Below are 17,162 nucleotides of genomic sequence, written 5' to 3'. Positions count from 1 at the left end.
TTCAGCGAACCCCCAGCGGGCCGGTATCGCCCAAGCAAGAGAGCCGGATTCGCGGCATGGGGGGTGAGGTGCGCAAACCCGATGACAAGGGGGCAGGACAGGTGCGGTGTGTCGGCTCTGCCAGCGGTTTTAGGTGTTGTTGAATGGGCCGCAGAGAACAAGACCGCACGGTCGGCGAATTTCTTCACCTCGGCATCCATTAAGGAGCATGACAGTGAGCCTGATCCTCTGCGCGCTACAAGACACCGTCCTCACCCAGGTCGTCGGCAACCCCGCCCCCGAGGCCCCGCCGCTGGCCGACAAACTGATGCAGATGGGCCGCTACTTCACCTGGCTGGTCCAGCTTTCCGGAATTACCGCCATCACCTACGGCGGCGGCCGCTTCGCCTGGGAGAAATGGAACGGCGGCGGCCTGCAGTCCCCGAAGATGATCGCCAGCGCGATGGCCGGCGGCGCGGTCGCCACCAGCGCGGGCACCATTATGAACTCGGTGATCTGACGTAAGCGCAGAAACACCTGGTCGGAGGCGGGCCTGCACCTCAGTCCACCGCCTCCGTCCCGCCTGTGTCCGGTGCTGCACGGTCTTGACCGACGCGCCCGATTCGATCAGTGCCGAGGCGTAGCCGGGGTCAGTTGTTGGCGCGCGCGATGGCGCGCTGAACGAGAGTTCGGATGCCGGGGAGCTGGATGGCGCGCAGCATCTGTTCGCCGACCCAGACATGGGCGCGTGACGGCGGTGCGAACCGGCTGATTCCCTTGCGGGCCAGTGCTTGTCGTTTGCGAACCTCCGGTCGCAACGAGGTTTCCCAGGTGGCGAGAGCGGTGGGTATGTGGTCGTGTTCGGTCAGCGCGGTGCCGAGGCGGTCGGCGCCGTCGAGGGCGAGAGCGGCGCCGTAGCCGGCGAAAACCGTTACGCACCAAGCGGCGTCGCCGAGCAGGACGACTCTGCCCTGGCTCCAGTGATCCATGACGACTTGGCCGACCGAATCGAAGTAGGCGGTGTCGGAGGAGGTTTCGAGCTGGCGGAGCGCGTCGGCGACGCCGCCGCCGAGATCCCCGAACGCCTGGGTGAGGGCGGGCGCCGCGCCCAGGGCAAGGTCCCCGCCGGGATCGGTGCAGCGGTAGGCGAAGAACGCCGAGGACCTTTCCGGCCCCAGGTTCATCACCGCGGCCGTGCGCCCGGGGCCGATGAAAGTGCTGCCGAAACCTTCCGGCACCTGTTCGGGCAGTGTCTCCAATGGAAACGCGCCGACCATGTGGCCCAGGTCCACGAGATGGTCCGACTCGGAGCCGAAGACGAGTTCGCGCACTCGGGAATGCACGCCGTCGGCGCCGACGAGAAGTTCGGCTTGCAGTGGGGTGCCGTCGCTGAGTGTGACGACGACGTCTGCGGGAGTCTGTGCGACGGCTTGCACGGTGGTCCCGAAATGGAAGTCCACCTGGCCCGCCACCGCGTCGTACAGCGCTGATTCCAAGTCACCGCGGAACAAGCTCAGTGCGCGGCTGCCGACCGCTGCCTCGGTGACAGCGGCCGGCAGCCGGAACTTCTCCCGCCCGTCTGCGTGCACCAGGATGGAGGTGAAGAACCCGATATCGCGCGGTGTCAACGCCGGGACCAGCCCGAGGCGCTCGGCGGCGGAAAATCCGGGTCCGTGCAGGTTCAGCAGGTAGCCGCTGCTGCGACGACTCGGCGCGCGCTCGACCACAACGACATCCCAGCCCTGCCTGTGTAACCGCAAGGCGGTGGCCATACCAGCGATGCCGGCGCCGACGATCACCGCGCGCCTGCCAGGGTGCGATGGGGTGCGGTTCTCGAGATCTGACATGGGTGACTCCAGGATCCGGTGAAGGCGACTCGATTGCGTCAACTAGTAGTTGACGCTCAGCATTTCGTCAACCTATGGTTGACGCATGCCTCAACGGGATTCCGCGCAAGCGCCGATCGTCACCGGCGTCACAGCCAGCGGGGGTGTCGCCGTCGGCCCGGTCCGGCTGGTGCGCAGTGTCGACGACTTCGATGCCGTTCGACCGGGTGACGTCATCGTCTGCCGGACAACCGATCCGGCGTGGACGATGCTCTTCGGGGTCGCCGCCGCGGTGGTGACCGAAACCGGGGGAATTCTGTCGCACGCGGCGATCGTCGCTCGCGAGTTCGGCATCCCGGCGGTGGTGGCGGCCAAGGGCGCGATGGCGGCCCTGGCCAATCACCGGACAGTGTCGGTCGACGGGACCAGCGGCCGGATTCACGCCGTTGTTCCGGATTGAAGGGAAAGAACTGGGATGACGCATGTTTCATGCAGTTCGTTGCTCGCCTTGCACGCGATTCGGCTCGGCGGCTTCGTCGATACGCCCGCCGCGGCAGCCAGATTCGGTATGCCGATCGGGCTCGCCGAGTCACATCTACGGGACTTCCGTGAGTGGAAGTGGATCAGCCGCTTCCGGTTCGGGACGGACGCCGGATGGTCGCTGACCGAGAGCGGGCGCGCGGAGAACGAACGTCAACTGGCCGACGAGCTGTCTCAGAGCGGGACAAAGGCACTGGTGGAAGCGGCCTATCGCGGATTCCGTCCGCTCAACGCGCGGCTGGTGCGGGCCTGCACAGCGTGGCAGCTGACGGTCCTACCCGACGGCAGCATGCAGGAGAACGATCACGGCGACGCGCGGGAAGATGGCCGGATCCTGACTGAATTAGCCGGTCTCGCAGTGGAATTGGCTCCGCTGACGGACAAGCTCACCGAAGGACTCGCACGATTCTCCGGTTACGACACGCGTTTCACGGCCGCCCTGGCTCGCGCCATCGACGATCCCGACATGATCACCGGCACCAGCCAGGACTCCGCCCACCGTGTCTGGTTCGAACTACACGAGGATCTCATCGCCACGCTGGGTATCGACAGAGCGCTCGAGTCCAGCCTATAGGCGGCAACAACCCCGGATAGCCAGGCCAGTTGATCGCCGCTGGCTCGCGACAGGCGAGGAGCCTATGCCCGAGGATGAGGGCATGATCGCAACCACGGCGGTACTTGGAGTGGCCGCAACCGAGCTGGCGATGGTGCTCACGCCGGGACCGAACATGATGTATCTGGTCTCGCGCGCCGTCTCGCAGGGCCGCCGAGCCGGTCTGGTGTCCCTGGCGGGCGTCGCGGTCGGGTTCTTGGTGTATCTCGTAGCCGCCACCATCGGGATCACGGCGATCTTCGCGATGGTGCCGGGCTTGTATCTCGGCATGAAGTTGGCCGGCGCCGCATATCTGGCTTACCTGGCCTGGAAGACGTTGCGCGGCGGATTCTCCCTGTTCGAAACCTCCGACCTGCCCGCCGACTCCACCCGCAAACTCTTCACCATGGGCCTGGTCACCAACCTGCTCAATCCCAAGATCGCGATCATCTACATGGCCCTGATCCCGCAGTTCGTCACGCCAGAGCACGGCCGGGTCTGGTTGCAGAGCCTGCTGCTCGGCTCCGTGCAGATCGGTATCGCGTTGACCGTCAACGGTTTGATCGTGCTGGGAGCCGCCGCGGTCGCCGCGTTTCTGTCCGGCCGGCCCCTCTGGCTGCGCGCCCAACGCTGGATCACCGGCACGATGCTGGGCGCCGTCGCGGTCCTGCTGGCCACCGACCGAACCCGCCCGGTTCCGGCCTGAAAGCTGACTCGCGACGGCCAGGCGAATGGTCGACCCAGGGTGGTTACCCGCAGTGCATTTCGAGGGTGAGTTCGTCGTGGATGGGGATGCCGTAGTCGCCGATTTCGGGGATTCCTGGTTTGTGGGTGCGGGCGGAGTCGACGGCGCCGGGTGTGACGGCGGTGATGCGCATGCCTCGGCGTTGATAGAACCGCAGTGCGTCGAGGTTGTCATTGGTGGTGACAAGCCGAATCCGTGCGGCGCCGGCCTGGCGAGCGAGCTCGGTGGCAGTGGTCAGTAGTGCGCTGCCTATGCCGGTGTGTCGTTCCAACGCGTCGAGGGTGACGATCTCGAGGCTGTCGTCGTCGAGGGCGTAGGTGAGCATGCCGACGATCCGGCCGTCTCGTTCGGCGAGGATCGTCGGTAACCGGGCAGCGTCGTAGCACGTGCCGTGCACGATCACGGTGGTGCCGCCCCAGGATTCGGTCAGCATGCCGACGATCGTTTCGAGGTCGGCGTGGGTACTGGGGCGTATGTGCACCTTGTCATGATGGTGGCAGATGAACCGCCATGACGTACAGCGCGTCGGCGAGGGTGTCGGCGAAGCCGTCGTGATCATCCCCGCCCCGTACCAGTGCGTGGAATGTTGTTGTGCCGGAGAGAATTTCGAATAGCACCTCGGGATCGGCGCCGGGTGGGATCTGGCCGGTGGCGACGGCGCGGCCGAGGAGGTCGGCGAAGGCTTCGCGCACCGGGGCGCCGATGGCCAGGAGGCGGCGGCGGGCCTGTTCGGTATGGGAATCGGCGAGCAGGCCGGGGACCCCGGCGCGTGCGGCCGGGCTGGCCGCGCGGGCCAGGAAAATGCGCGCCCAGGTGCGCAGGTCGGCGCGCAGGTCGCCGGTGGGTTCCGGGAGGGGGTGTCCGCCCGGCCCGTGGACGGCCTCTTCGAGCAGGGCGGTGCGGCTGGGCCACCGGCGGTAGATGGCGGGCGGGTTGACTCCCGCGCGGCGCGCGATCGCGGCCACGGTGGTCTCCTGGTAGCCCACCTCGGCGAGGAGTTTGCGGGCGGCCACCAGGACGGCGAGATCTTTGCCGGCGTCGCGGGGGCGGCCGGTGCGCGGGCGCGGTGAGGTGGTCATCGTCGCATGCTAATCACTCGCGAATCTCCTTCGCTCCGAGGTGAATCCGTTGTCGAGCAGCAGTCCCGCCCAGTGGGCCGGGCACTATCGCAACTCGCTTACTTACGTTATTGGTTGTTACGTAAGTCAACGAAGGAGTGCGCGTGCCCAGCAGACCGGACCTTCCCGCGGGATTCGATGCCACCGATCCGGAGCTGTGGGCACAACGGGTGCCGACGGCGGAACTGGCCGAGCTGCGTCGCAGCGCGCCCATCTGGTGGAACCCGAAACCCGTCGGCGTCGGCGGGTTCGCCGACGACGGGTACTGGGTGGTCAGCAAGCATGCCGAGGTGAAGGAGGTCTCACGCCGCAGCGAGGTCTTCTCCAGCTTCGAGAACACCGCGATACCGCGGTTCAACGACGACATCGCCCGCGAGATGATCGAGATGCAGCGGGTCTCGCTGATCAATATGGACGCACCCGCGCACACCCGGATGCGGCGCCTGATCGCCAAGGGCTTCACCCCGCGCGCCATCAACCAGCTGCGCGGCGAATTGTCCGCTCGCGCCGGTGAAATCGTGGCCGCGGCGGCCGCGGCGGGGCACGGCGACTTCGTCACTCAGATCGCGTGCGAGCTGCCATTGCAAGCGATCGCGGAACTGATCGGCATACCGCCGCAGGATCGGGCCCGAATCTTCCAGTGGTCCAACGAGATGACCGGCTACGACGACCCCGAATACGCGCACATCGACCAGACCGCCGCTGCCACCGCGGTACTCGGCTATGCCTGGCAGCTGGCCGAGGCCCGCAAGGCGACACCCACCGCCGACATCGTCTCCGAGCTGGTTACGGCGGACATCGACGGCGAGGCCCTGACTTCCGAGGAGTTCGGCTTCTTCGTCATGCTGCTGGCGGTGGCGGGCAACGAGACCACCCGCAACGCGATCACCCACGGCATGATCGCCTTCCTGGACCACCCCGAGCAGTGGGAACTGTTCAAGGCGCAACGCCCGGCGACGGCGGCCGACGAGATCATTCGCTGGGCGACCCCGGTGAGCTCTTTTCAGCGCACCGCCCTGGCCGACACCGAACTGGGCGGCGTGCGGATCAGCAAGGGGCAGCGCGTGGTCATGCTGTATCGCTCGGCGAACTTCGACGAAGAGGTCTTCGAGAACCCGCATCTCTTCGACATCCAGCGCGACCCCAACCCGCACCTGTCCTTCGGCGGCACCGGCGCGCACTTCTGTGTCGGCGCGAACCTGGCCCGGCTGGAGGTCGATCTGATCTTCAACGCCATCGCCGACCACCTGCCCGACATCGCGCGGCTCGGTGAGCCGCGCCGGCTCCGGTCGGCGTGGCTCAATGGGATCAAGGAATTCCCGGTCGACTACCGAAGCGGAGCCACCGAATGAAGGTCGACATCCAACTGGACGGCCGCATCGAGCATTCGGCCGAACGCGCCACCGAATTGGTCGCGCTGGGGGCCGACGGCCTGTTCACCTTCGAGGGCCCCAACGACGTATTCCTGCCGCTGGCGCTGGCCGCCGGGGCGGTGCGCGCCGACCTGATGACCAATATCGCGGTCGCGTTGCCGCGCAGTCCGATTCATCTGGCGCATCTCGCCTACGACCTGCAGACGCTGAGCCAGGGGCGATTCCGGCTCGGGCTGGGTTCGCAGGTACGTGCGCATATCGAGAAGCGCTACGGCAGTGCGTGGTCCGAGCCCGCCGCGCGGATGCGGGAGATCGTGCAGGCCACCAAGGCGGTCTTCGACGCGTGGGAAGGCCACGCGCCGTTGCGATTTCAGGGCCGGTTCAGCTCGCACACGCTGATGCCGCCGATGTTCGACCCGGGCCCGAATCCGTACGGCCCGCCCGAGATCTGCCTCGGGGCGCTCGGCCCGCACATGACGCGCACCGCGGCCGAGGTAGCGGATGGACTGCTGGTGATGCCGTTCAACAGCGCCCGATATTTCACCGAGCGCACCCTGCCGACCGTCGCCGACGGCCTCGACCGCGCCGGTCGAACGCCCGCGGACTTCCGGATCTATCCACAGGTGATCGTCGGAACCGGCCGTACCGCAGCGGAATTGGACGCCGCGGCGCGGGGCGTGCGGTCGCTGCTGGCCTTCTACGGGTCGACGCCCGCCTACCGGCCGGTGCTCGAGGTGGAGGGCTGGGCGGAGCTACAACCCGAACTCAACCGGCTGTCCAAGCTCGGTGCCTATCCGGCCATGCTGGACTTGATCGACGACTCGATGCTGACGACGCTGGCCGTGCACGGCACCCCTGAGCAGTGCGCCGCCGAGATACTGCGCCGCTTCGGCGCGCACGCCGATCGAGTGTGCTGCTATTTCCCCGGCTACCCCATCGCGGACCGGCATATCGCGGATCTGATCGCGGCGTTGCGAGCGGCCGAGTGAGCGCGGTACGCCTCGAAATAGACAGTGGCGTAGCGGTTCTCACGCTGAACCGGCCCGAACATCGCAACGCGTTCACCAAGGACATGGGGCTGGCGCTGGGGGAGTACTACGCGAGTTTGAACGCCGACGAGTCCGTCCGCGCCATCGTGCTCACCGGAACGCCACCGGCCTTCTGCGCGGGCGCGGACCTGTCCACAGGCGAGCGGACTTTCCAAGCCCCCGCCGATTCCGGGTTCAGCGCCGCACCGGTCCAGCCGGCGGCTTTCGAGCTGAGCAAGCCGGTGATCGCCGCGCTCAACGGCCACGCCGTCGGTATCGGGCTGACGCTGGCGTTGCAGGCCGATCTCCGGATCGCCGCCGACGACGCGGCCTACGCCATCCCGCAGGTGCGCTTCGGGGTGGTCCCCGATGCCGTATCGCACTGGACCGTGCCGCATTTAGCCGGTATGGCCGCCGCCGCGGAGATGATGCTGACCGGTCGCCGGTACTCCGGCGCGGAGCTGGTCCGGCTCGGACTCGCCAGCCGCTCGGTGCCCGCGGACCAGGTGTTGCCCACGGCGCTGGAGCTGGCACACGACATCGCCACCTACACCGCCCCGCTGTCGGTGGCGCTGTGCAAGCGGCTGCTCTGGGACACCGCAAGCCTCGGCTTGGATCCCGCGCAGGTCGCGGCCCGCGAGACCGATCTGCACCACCGGGTCATGGGCACCCCGGATGCCGCCGAAGGTGTGCGCGCCTTCCTCGAACGCCGCCCGCCGCGGTGGTCGGCCCGGATGACCGAGGAGGAGTAGCCGATGCCGCTGGCAATCGACGACGACGAACACGCCGTGGCCGAGTCGATCGCGGCTTTCGCCCGACGGCACGCGCCGATCGGCGAAACCCGTTCTCGCCTGGACGATTACCGGCGGGGTCTCGATCCCGGCGAGCTCTGGCGGCAGGTGCTGGCCCAGGGTCTGCACACCCTGCACCTGCCGGCCCGCCACGGCGGTTCGGACTGCGGACTGCCGATGCTGGCCGTTGTCGTCGAACAGCTCGGGAAAGCGTTGTTTCCGGGCCCGTACCTGCCGACCGTCCTGGCCGGTGCGCTCGCGGCCGAGATCGGAGCCGACGACCTGCTCGCCGCCTACGCCGCGGGCGCGACCGGCGCGGTCGTGACCGGGGCGGCGCTGGTCGCGCACCCGCGGGCCGGGGAATGGCGCGTGAGCGGCATCTCCGACCCGGCGATCGGACTGCCAGGAGCCGACAAAGCCCTTGTCGCTGTGCGTAATTCCGCGCAGACGATCTGGTTCTGGCTCGATGCCGACGCGATCGACTCCGCGGCGGCCACGCTCATCGTCGACACCGCGCTGGATCTCACCCGATCGATGGGCCGGCTCGAATTCCACGACTTCGCCGTCCCGGCGGCCGCGGTGGTGTCCGGCATCGATCCGGCACGGACAGATCTGATCGTCGCCGCCCTGCTCGGCGCGGAGGCCAGCGGTATCGCCGCCTGGTGCGTGGACACCGCGGTCGCCCATATCCGCACCCGCCGGCAATTCGGCCGCGTCGTAGCCAGTTTCCAGGCAGTTCAGCACAAGGCCGCGCTCATGCTGGTGCGCGCGGAGGTCGCCTGCGCCGCCGCCTGGGACAGCGCCCGCGCGGCCGGAGACAGCACCGATCAGCAACGCCTCGCCGCCGCGCACGCGGCCCTCACGGCGCTACCCGCCGCCGTCGACCAAGCCCTGGAGTGCGTAACCCTGCTCGGCGCAATCGGTTTCAGCTGGGAACATGACGCACACCTGTTCTGGCGGCGCGCCATCAGTATCGCCGCCGTGGCCGGAACCGAGGATCGTTGGGCGGCCCGCCTCGGCGCGACGGCCCTGACCTGCGAGCGCGACTTCACCTTCGTCGACGCCGACACGCTACCGCTGCTCCGCGCCGAGGTCGGTGCGACCCTGGACGAGGTCGTGGCCCTGCCCGACGACGATCGACCCGCAGCGGGCTGGGCGCCCGCCCGCGGCGGTGCCCGGCGTGCGCGGCTGGCGGCGGCCGGGCTGGTCGCGCCGCACTATCCGGCGCCACACGGTCTCGACGCCGGGCCGCGCGAACAAGCGGTCATCGCCGCGGAATTCGCGCGCCGGGGACTGCCGCAACCGGCGCTCGGCATTGCCGAATGGGTGCTGCCGACCCTGCTCACCCACGGGACCGAGGAGCAGCGCGCCCGCTTCGTCATCCCTACCCTCCAGGGCAGGCTGGTGTGGTGCCAGCTGTTCTCCGAACCGGGCGCCGGTTCGGATCTGGCGGGGCTCAGCACCCGAGCTCGCCGCGCCGCGGGCGGCTGGCGGCTGACCGGACAGAAGGTCTGGAATACTCAAGCGGCCGAGGCCGATTGGGGCGTCTGTCTGGCCCGCACCGACCCCGACGCACCGAAACACGCCGGCCTGACCTACTTCCTCGTCGACATGCGGGCTCCCGGCGTCACCGTCCGCCCCTTCCGGCAAGCCACCGGTGTCCCCGAATTCAACGAGGTCTTTCTCGACGAGGTCTTCGTCGCCGACGACTGTGTGGTGGCCGGACCCGGCGACGGCTGGCGGCTGGCGGTCTCGACGCTGTCGAACGAGCGCATGGCCATGGGCACCGCCGCTTTCGGCCACGGCTCCGCCCGCCTGGTGCGCCACATGCTGCGCCGGGGCGATCACGCCGGCACCGAGTCCGAAGCCCAGCGCGTGCTGGGTCGCAACACCGCCCGCGAAATGTCGGTGGCCGCCCTGAACCTGCGCGCGGCACTGACCCGCCTGCACCGTCCCGGCAGCACCGACGCCGCGGCCACCAGCATCCGAAAGGTCTTCCACGCCATGGCCCAACGCGAAAGCTCGCGGGCCCTGCTGTCGGTTCTGGGACCGTTGGGCAGCATCGACAGCGACCAGGCGCCCTACGCCATCGACTACCTCGGGCTGCCCGCCGTCCTCATCGGGGGCGGCACCCTGGAAATACAACTCACCGTAATCGCACAGCGAATCCTGGGACTGCCACGCTGACGCCGAAGTCCAACGCCCCCAACACATTCACAGAAAAGAGCCCGACACCTCGTTTACGATGTATCCGGTCCCTACGATATATCCGGTGAGCCCTCGGGGATCTCGCGACCTGTGCTGGTCGGCCGCATACCCCGCTGGGTCTGCGTTTCATGAAGCGGAGGCCGGAGAGTGGAACACAACCGATCCGGCGACCCCGCGCCGGCGGAGGACCGCATTCATGCCGGGATCGAGCCGTACCATCGCCGCATGCTGGCCGTTTACGACTGGCTGATCTTGGGGTTGGTCAGTCGCTGGGTCTGGCGGTGTCCGCGCTCGACGATGCTGGCGCAGTACAACGATCAGGTCGGGGTGCGCCATCTCGACCTCGGGCCCGGCACGGGCTGGTTCCTGGACAAGTGCACATTCCCCACCCGAACCCCGTCGATCACGCTGCTGGACCTCAGCGATGCCGCACTGGCGACGGCCGCCGAGCGGATCGCCAGATATCAGCCGAGCACCCAGCGGGGCGATGTCTTCAAGCCGCTGAACCTCGGTGCGGCGCAATTCGATTCGGTGGGGATGAACTTCCTGCTGCACTGCCTGCCCGGCACCATCGCGCAGAAGGCCGTCGTCTTCGACAATGTCACGCCCCATCTGGGCCCCGGCGCCCGGATCTTCGGCAGCACCATTCTCGGCATCGACAATCGGCACAACGCGGTGTCCACGGCGCTGCAGCGCCGTCTCAACGGCAGCAATTCCTTCGACAACCGGGCTGACAGCCTCGACGACATCACCTACGAACTGGAGGCACGTTTCGAGGAGGTTCGAACCACCCGGTCGGGTGTCGTCTGCCTCTTCTCCGCGCGGTACCCGCGTGGTCGGATTCCATGTGATTAGAGGCTCCAGTGAATGTCACGGTTCTCGGCGAGTTTTCGGTACAGGTCGATGACGTCGACGTCACTCCACGGCAGTCCAAGGTCCGCAGCATGCTGGCCCTGCTCACCATCGAGCACGGACGGACGGTCCCGATCGATTGGATCGTCGACGAGCTCTGGCATCGCCCGACCTCGGCCAAGCCGGACCGGACCGTGCACACCTACATCTACGCGCTGCGCAAAGCCCTCGCCAAGTGCGGCGCGGATCTGATCGTGACGCAGCGCGGCGGCTATTCGCTGCTGCTCACCGACTCCTACGTCGACTCCGATGAGTTCGAGAGTCTCGCTGACAGCGGCGCGCACCTGCTCCGGGCGGGCATCGCGGAAGACTGCCCGGAGAAGGTGTCCGAAGCCAGCGACTGTCTCGGCCAGGCGCTGTCGTGCTGGCGCGGTGCGCCACTGCGCAATGTCATCCTCGGCAAGCGACTACATACCCGGGTGGCGTGGCTGGAAGAACGCCACCGGCAGGTGATGGAGATGCGCTTGCGCGCCGAGATGCGGCTCGGCCGGTTCGATCAGGTGATCGGGGAGCTGACGGCCCATATCGCGCAGAATCCGTTTCATGAGGGGTTTCATGAAACGCTGATGGCCGCGCTGGCGCGGTCGGGCCGGAGATCGGACGCGCTCGAGGTCTACCGGCAGCTGCGCACCCGGCTGGCCGGAGAGATGGGTATCGAACCCGGTCAGCCGGTCCAGCGACTCCATCTCGAGATCCTCGGCGGCGGCCTGGGTCCGATCCCCGCCGCCGCGGGCGGGATCCGCGAGCCGGGGATGCTGGCCCAATTGCCGCCGCTGGTCTCGGATTTCGTCGGGCGGCGGCAGACCGTCGACGCGGCCGTCGATTTCCTGACAACGAACTCGCGGACCGCGCTCGACACCATTTGCGTGCACGGCATGCCGGGCGTGGGGAAGAGCGCGTTCGCGCTGACGATCGCGCACGCGGTGGCGGAGTCGTTTCCGGATGGTCAGCTCCATATCGACCTCGAGTACGCGGATCGGCCCGGCCTCGGCGCTTTCACCGATCTGCTGCGGGCGCTCGGCGTCGGCGACCGGGAGCTGCCGACGACCTTGACCGGAGCGGTCTCGCTGTTCCGCTCGATCACCCGGGGACGCCGGATCCTCGTCGTGCTCGACAATCTGTATCGCGCCGCCGACCTCGTGCCGCACCTGCCCTTGGGCGCGGCGACGATCGTCACCGCCCGCCGGCCGCCGAAGGGGCTGTTCGGCGTCGAGAAGCGCCGGCTGGATCCGCTGTCCACCTCGGAGGCGTTGACCCTGCTCGCCGCCATTGTGGGACCGGAACGGATCCGGCGCGAGGAACGCGCGGCCGAACAGCTGATCCGCACCGTCGGGGCTCTGCCCCTGGCCATCCGGTTCATCGGCGACCGGTTGACCTGTTCGCCGTGGTACCCGCTGGAGCACCTGTCCAGCCGGATAGCGAATCCCATTGACGGCGTGCGCCTTTCCGATCTGGCCAATCTGGGATTCGATCTGTTCTATCGAATCGACGCGGTCTATCGGGACCTCGACGCCGTCGAGCGCGTCGTCTTCCGCAGCATCGCCGAGCTCCGGGACGGCCCGTTCGCCGTGGCCGACGCGGTGCGGCTCGCCCCGACCACGCCGACGCAAACCGAGTTCGCCCTGCTGAGCCTGATCGACTCGGGTCTGGTGACCGTGCTCGGTCCCTGCACCATCGAACGCAAGCCGATGGTGGTGCATCCCATGGTCGCCCGCTATCTGACCGAACTGGACACCGGCTGAGCCAGAATCGTTCGCAGCACGGTGCCCAAGCTGTCCTCGGGCGGGTCTGCCGCCGACCGGCTGCGCCAAGCGATGAATCCGTCCGGTCGTACCAGCACCGCACCCGACTCGGTGACGCCGTAGGCCTCGGCCCACCGCCCGTGTACGTCGATCAGGCCCGGACCGGAGGTCGCGATCCGATGGACGACCACCGCGGTCTCGGCCGCCGCGTGTTCCCACGACCCGCCCGCCGAGCCGGTGAGCAAGACGAAATCCGATCCGAAGAGGTCCAGGGTGGACAGCTCCCGGCCGTCCCGCGCCAAGACGACATGCGCCGCCCGCGTGCCGGGCCGGCCGGTCGGTGTCCGCGGATCCTCGGTGGGGGCGCCGTTGTCGGGCTGCTCGGGTATCAGCGCACCGAGGTGATAGCGGTAGCCCAGGCAGATGTCGGCCTTGCCCGGACGGTCGGCGGGCTGGTGCGAGCCGCCCTCCGCCGCGCCGGCGAGCAGCATGCCCGCGCGCACCACGGAGTCCTCGATGAGCAACTGCGCGACGGGTTTTCGCTCCAGTTCGTAGCTATCGAGCAGGCCCGGCCCGGCCGTGCCGGCCAGTACCGCGGCTAGCTTCCAGGCGAGATTGTGCGCGTCGTCGATGCCCGAGTTACCGCCGTAGCCGCCGGTGGGCGGCAGCGTCTTGGCCGCATCCCCGACCAGGAAGACCCGACCGCGCCGGAATGAGCCGGCCAGCAGGGCCCGCATCTGCCAGATATCCACCCCGAGGACCTCGACATCGAGATCGGGTATGCCGACCGCGCGGCGGATCAGTTCGGCGCAGCGCGGCGCCGACAGCGCCGCGTCGGCCTCCGGATCGTGCGGAACACTGAGTGTCCACCGGTTCAGGTTGCGTTGCAGCAAGACGGTCAGCCGCAGGCCCGAGTTGACGGCCTCGAGGTCGTCGACCAGGCACAAGACAAAACTCCGGCCGCGCAGTGCCGTGGTCAGATCCGCACGGAACAGGATGCCCGCTTGCAGCGCCAGCAAGCCGGGTCCGGCATAACCGACGCCGAGTGCCTCGCGGACCGCGCTGCCCGAGCCGTCGCACGCGATCAGATAGTCCGCGATCACAGTGCTGCGGTAGCCGGTTCCGCCCTCGCGCAACTCGGCCCGCACCTGTCGTTCGTCGTGCTCGAAATCGGTCAGCTCGGTGTGGAATCGGAGTTCGGCGCCGAGTTCGACGGCGCGATCCCGCAGCACCGGTTCGAGTTGATCCTGGTCGCACCACACCTGTTTCTCCGGGGTCAGGCCACCGAACTCCGCGGGCCCGCCCATACGGAACCGGTCGCGTTCGCGCCCGGCCAGGGTGTCGACCCGCAGGATCGAGGATTCGCGGTCTTCGTCGAGCTGCCGAACCCGGTCGTGCAAACCCAAGACACGCAACAACTCCATGGTTCGCGGCCCGATATCGTTCATCCGCGGGTGCTGCGAGAGGTGTTCGCGCCGCTCGACGAGCAGGCACCGGACGCCATGGTGGGCGAGGAACGCGGCCAGCGTCAGCCCGCTCACCGCGCCGCCCACGATCAGCACCGGCACCCGTTCGACGGCAGTCATCGCGCACCCGGCGACAGAGGTTCGCGCACCAGCGTTTCGATGTATTCGCGCATCGCCTCCTGGTTCGCGGCGGTGTGCGCTGCCATCCGCTCCCGCCATTGCGGCTCCTCGTCCCGCTTGTCCTCGGCCAGCTCGAAACACATGTCCCAGGTCATCTGGCTGCGGTACCCGGGAAGCGGTTGATAGACCCAGGTGAGGTGATTGAAGGTGAACGGGGCCAGCGGCTCGTATCGCTCCGCGTAGGAGATCAACGGCGGATACAACATGCGCCACGACACCCAGGAGACGTTGTCGGCGTTGGTCAATCGGAACCAGATCTTGCGGCCTTCGTGGCGCAGGATCTCCGCTTTCAGGTATTCGGGGATCATTTGCGGCCATTGATCGATGCGGTTGGAAATCTCGTAGACCCGCTCGACCGGTGCGTCGATGATGACCGAACGTGTGATGACTTGCATCGTGGGTGCCCTCTGTTCAGGGTTGTAGGACGGCAATGGCACGGGTCCACGCGGCGGTGGCGCCCGAGATCAGGACAGGTAGCGCGATGACGAAAAACCCGGTGGCGGGCAGCTTGTCGAGATTCGCCAGGCGTTCGATCTGGTAATACGGCCGGCGCCGGCCGAGCACGTGCGCGGGCCACAGCGCCGCGCGGTCCCCGTCCGCCAGAAAGCGTTCGATCATCGGCTCGAACGGACCGTCGAAACTGGCGCCGTCGGTGCCGATCACGTCGATGCCCGCGTCCAGCAGATAGTCGATGACCTCCGGCGCGATCGCCTTGTCGCCGCCGGTCCGGATCAACACGATGGCGCCGGGCGCGGTGTCTTCCGGCAGCTCGACATCGGCCCGGGTGACCACCGCGCTGTCCAGTGCCGCCACGTCGAACAGCACGCCGGGACCGAGGAAGGAACGCAGCGGCGCCGCGTCGATATCGCGGCGGACGCCGTCGGCGGCCGGACCGTAGTGGCCGGGCGCGTCGATGTGCGAGCCCGCGTGCACCGAGGCGTGCACCATTTCGTGGCGCAGGAAGGCGCCGTCGGGAAAGTCCGCCGCGCGCAACCTGCCCACCGCGTGCGCGGCGATCTCGGGTAGCACGTTCTCGCAGAAGAAGGCGGCGCCCGGCTCGGGCTCCAGGGCTTCGACGCGGGTGCTGAACGGTCCTTCGGCGTGGGAGCCGATATCGCTGGACAGGTCGAGCAAGTCCGATCCCGCGAGTATCCGGGCCCAGTCTCCGGAGTTCATTGCTCGGCTCGGGCGGTCGAGGTCGCCGAGATCAACGCCAGCACCTCACGCGGGGTGCTGTCGGTTCCGATGGCGTCGTCGCCGAGTTTGATGCCGCAGGTTCGCTCGATATCGGAGGTCACCTCCAGCAAGGCGACGGAGTCGTAGCCGAGGGCGTCGAAGTCGGTGTCGACGATGGTGTCATCGAGGACCACCTGGTCGTCGACACCGGCGCAGCGGCGCAGAATCGCGATGAGTTCGTTGAGTCCCATGCGGGTTGCTCCTGTTCTATCGGGGGATCGGGCGGCGCACCACCATGGCGGAATTGATCCCGCCGTGGCCGCGCGCCAGAATCAGCGCCGCGTTCAATGGCCCGGTCCGCGCGGCGTCGACCACCAGATCGATGTCGTAGTCCGCGGCCGGGGCGACGTGGTAAGTGGGTGGAATAACGTTGTCGCGCAACGAAAGCAGCGCCGTGGCCAGGTCGAGCGCGGCGCCGCCGGCGCCGAGGCGGCCGATCAGCGTCTTCGGTGCGGTCACCGGAACGGCACGCGGGCCGAACACCGCGCTGATCGCCCGCGCTTCGGCGCTGTCTAGCCGGGTGGTCGCCGCGGCGTCGGCGAAGACCACGTCGATATCGGAGCAAGCCGAATCCGAGGTGGCGAGCGCCGATTCGATCGCCCGGCGCAGCCCGCAGGGGTCCTCGGTCCGTGGATCGAATGTCGCGCCGTATCCGGCGATTTCGCCATAGCATCGCGTGATGCCGCGCCGGGCCGCGTGTTCCGCGTCCTCGACGACCAGCATCGCCCCGCCCTCACCCGGCACGTACCCGCTGGCTTGCGCATCGAAGGGCAGGTAGGCGCGGACGGGATCGGCGGAGTCGCTGAGTTGTCCGCGCGTGAGGTGGCCGGCCCAGCCCCACGGGCAGACAATGCCGTCGACGCCGCCGCAGACAACGACCGGCGTGCCCCGGCCGACCAGGCGGCGACCGCCGGCGACGGCCTCCAGTCCGCCGGCGTCCTCGGCGACCAGCGCGCCGCCGGGGCCGCGCAAGCCGTGCCGGATCGAGATCTGCCCGGTGTTGACCGCGTAGAACCACGCGAACGATTGATACGCGCTGACATAGGCGCCGCCTTTGCTCCAGAGGTTCTGTAGTTCGCGCTGGCCGAACTCGAAACCGCCCGCGCTGCTGGCGGTTACCACGCCGACGCCGAAGCCGTCGTCCGACGCGGTCGCGATGCCGGCGTCGTCGATCGCCCGGTCGGCGGCGTGCAGGGCGAGCCGGGTCATGTGGTCGGTCTGTGGCAGCAGCCTGCTCGGAAGGTGTTCCTCGGCAACGAAATCGACGACTTCACCGGCCAGCCGAGTCGGATACCGTGCCGGATCGAAACGGTTGATCGGCCGAATTCCGTTCGCTCCGGCCAGGATTGCCGACAGATATCGCTCGGCCCCGAGACCGTTGGGCGCCACGACGCCCAGTCCGGTGACTACCGCTCGCGCAGCCATC

Annotated in this window: 18 protein-coding genes; 10 read left to right on the top strand and 8 right to left on the bottom strand. The window is 68.2% G+C overall.

Annotation, left to right across the window (positions count from 1 at the left end):
• Positions 1 to 208 precede the first annotated feature (208 nt).
• Positions 209 to 499 (top strand): hypothetical protein, encoded by a 291-nt coding sequence (locus AB0M14_RS27120; protein ID WP_364999625.1) that lies wholly within the window; start codon positions 209 to 211, stop codon positions 497 to 499.
• A gap of 130 nt (positions 500 to 629) precedes the next feature.
• Here AB0M14_RS27120 and AB0M14_RS27115 read toward each other — a convergent pair whose 3' ends face one another.
• Positions 630 to 1,826 (bottom strand): FAD-dependent oxidoreductase, encoded by a 1,197-nt coding sequence (locus AB0M14_RS27115; protein WP_364999623.1) that lies wholly within the window; start codon positions 1,824 to 1,826, stop codon positions 630 to 632.
• Between the two features lie 85 nt (positions 1,827 to 1,911).
• Between AB0M14_RS27115 and AB0M14_RS27110 the strand changes: the two genes are divergently transcribed.
• From AB0M14_RS27110 to AB0M14_RS27100, 3 genes are all read left to right on the top strand, one after another.
• Positions 1,912 to 2,265 (top strand): PEP-utilizing enzyme, encoded by a 354-nt coding sequence (locus AB0M14_RS27110; protein ID WP_364999621.1) that lies wholly within the window; start codon positions 1,912 to 1,914, stop codon positions 2,263 to 2,265.
• 15 nt (positions 2,266 to 2,280) lie between these two features.
• Positions 2,281 to 2,919: a hypothetical protein gene (locus AB0M14_RS27105; protein ID WP_364999619.1), complete on the top strand. Its 639-nt coding sequence runs from the start codon at positions 2,281 to 2,283 to the stop codon at positions 2,917 to 2,919.
• Between the two features lie 82 nt (positions 2,920 to 3,001).
• Positions 3,002 to 3,643 carry a LysE family translocator gene (locus AB0M14_RS27100; RefSeq protein WP_364999617.1) on the top strand — a complete coding sequence of 214 codons (642 nt, stop codon included), beginning with the start codon at positions 3,002 to 3,004 and terminating at the stop codon, positions 3,641 to 3,643.
• 43 nt (positions 3,644 to 3,686) lie between these two features.
• Here the strand turns inward: AB0M14_RS27100 and AB0M14_RS27095 are convergent, their stop codons facing one another.
• A complete protein-coding gene (locus AB0M14_RS27095; protein WP_364999615.1) occupies positions 3,687 to 4,163 on the bottom strand; it encodes a GNAT family N-acetyltransferase in 477 nt (158 codons plus the stop codon).
• Between the two features lie 4 nt (positions 4,164 to 4,167).
• The gene (locus tag AB0M14_RS27090; protein ID WP_364999613.1) at positions 4,168 to 4,761 is read right to left on the bottom strand and encodes a TetR/AcrR family transcriptional regulator; all 594 of its coding nucleotides are present in this window, start codon (positions 4,759 to 4,761) and stop codon (positions 4,168 to 4,170) included.
• Positions 4,762 to 4,904: 143 nt separating this feature from the next.
• On the opposite strand from AB0M14_RS27090, the gene AB0M14_RS27085 reads away from it, so the two are divergent.
• The 6 genes from AB0M14_RS27085 to AB0M14_RS27060 all read left to right on the top strand — a co-directional run bounded on the left by AB0M14_RS27085 (position 4,905) and on the right by AB0M14_RS27060 (position 12,854).
• Positions 4,905 to 6,152, top strand: a complete 1,248-nt coding sequence (locus AB0M14_RS27085) for a cytochrome P450 (RefSeq protein ID WP_364999611.1) — start codon at positions 4,905 to 4,907, stop codon at positions 6,150 to 6,152.
• Complete coding sequence (locus tag AB0M14_RS27080) at positions 6,149 to 7,162, top strand: TIGR03617 family F420-dependent LLM class oxidoreductase (protein ID WP_364999609.1); 1,014 nt, start codon at positions 6,149 to 6,151, stop codon at positions 7,160 to 7,162. The genes AB0M14_RS27085 and AB0M14_RS27080 overlap by 4 nt, the downstream gene beginning before the upstream one ends.
• Complete coding sequence (locus AB0M14_RS27075; RefSeq protein WP_364999608.1) at positions 7,159 to 7,953, top strand: enoyl-CoA hydratase-related protein; 795 nt, start codon at positions 7,159 to 7,161, stop codon at positions 7,951 to 7,953. Before AB0M14_RS27080 ends, AB0M14_RS27075 begins: the two co-directional genes overlap by 4 nt.
• A gap of 3 nt (positions 7,954 to 7,956) precedes the next feature.
• The gene (locus AB0M14_RS27070; RefSeq protein WP_364999607.1) at positions 7,957 to 10,179 is read left to right on the top strand and encodes an acyl-CoA dehydrogenase; all 2,223 of its coding nucleotides are present in this window, start codon (positions 7,957 to 7,959) and stop codon (positions 10,177 to 10,179) included.
• A 246-nt stretch (positions 10,180 to 10,425) separates the two neighbouring features.
• Complete coding sequence (locus AB0M14_RS27065; RefSeq protein ID WP_364999606.1) at positions 10,426 to 11,055, top strand: class I SAM-dependent methyltransferase; 630 nt, start codon at positions 10,426 to 10,428, stop codon at positions 11,053 to 11,055.
• Positions 11,056 to 11,063: 8 nt separating this feature from the next.
• On the top strand, positions 11,064 to 12,854 hold the full coding sequence (locus AB0M14_RS27060) for a BTAD domain-containing putative transcriptional regulator (protein ID WP_364999604.1): 1,791 nt from the start codon (positions 11,064 to 11,066) through the stop codon (positions 12,852 to 12,854).
• On the opposite strand, the gene AB0M14_RS27055 is transcribed toward AB0M14_RS27060, so the two are convergent.
• From AB0M14_RS27055 to AB0M14_RS27035, 5 genes are read right to left on the bottom strand one after another with little or no spacing between them, the layout of a single operon-like run.
• Positions 12,827 to 14,440 (bottom strand): FAD-dependent monooxygenase, encoded by a 1,614-nt coding sequence (locus tag AB0M14_RS27055; protein WP_364999602.1) that lies wholly within the window; start codon positions 14,438 to 14,440, stop codon positions 12,827 to 12,829. The two genes, AB0M14_RS27060 and AB0M14_RS27055, sit on opposite strands and share 28 nt — an antisense overlap.
• Complete coding sequence (locus AB0M14_RS27050) at positions 14,437 to 14,895, bottom strand: SRPBCC family protein (RefSeq protein WP_364999601.1); 459 nt, start codon at positions 14,893 to 14,895, stop codon at positions 14,437 to 14,439. The genes AB0M14_RS27055 and AB0M14_RS27050 overlap by 4 nt, the downstream gene beginning before the upstream one ends.
• 16 nt (positions 14,896 to 14,911) lie before the next feature.
• On the bottom strand, positions 14,912 to 15,676 hold the full coding sequence (locus AB0M14_RS27045) for a cyclase family protein (protein WP_364999599.1): 765 nt from the start codon (positions 15,674 to 15,676) through the stop codon (positions 14,912 to 14,914).
• Positions 15,673 to 15,927 (bottom strand): acyl carrier protein, encoded by a 255-nt coding sequence (locus tag AB0M14_RS27040; protein WP_364999597.1) that lies wholly within the window; start codon positions 15,925 to 15,927, stop codon positions 15,673 to 15,675. The genes AB0M14_RS27045 and AB0M14_RS27040 overlap by 4 nt, the downstream gene beginning before the upstream one ends.
• 16 nt (positions 15,928 to 15,943) lie before the next feature.
• Complete coding sequence (locus AB0M14_RS27035) at positions 15,944 to 17,161, bottom strand: ketosynthase chain-length factor (protein ID WP_364999595.1); 1,218 nt, start codon at positions 17,159 to 17,161, stop codon at positions 15,944 to 15,946.
• Between the last annotated feature and the right edge of the window lies 1 nt (position 17,162).

Source organism: Nocardia sp. NPDC051832 (assembly GCF_040681285.1).
Lineage (GTDB): Bacteria > Actinomycetota > Actinomycetes > Mycobacteriales > Mycobacteriaceae > Nocardia.
The sequence above is the reverse complement of the archived record's forward strand: the minus strand, read 5'-3'. Positions and strand labels throughout refer to the sequence as shown.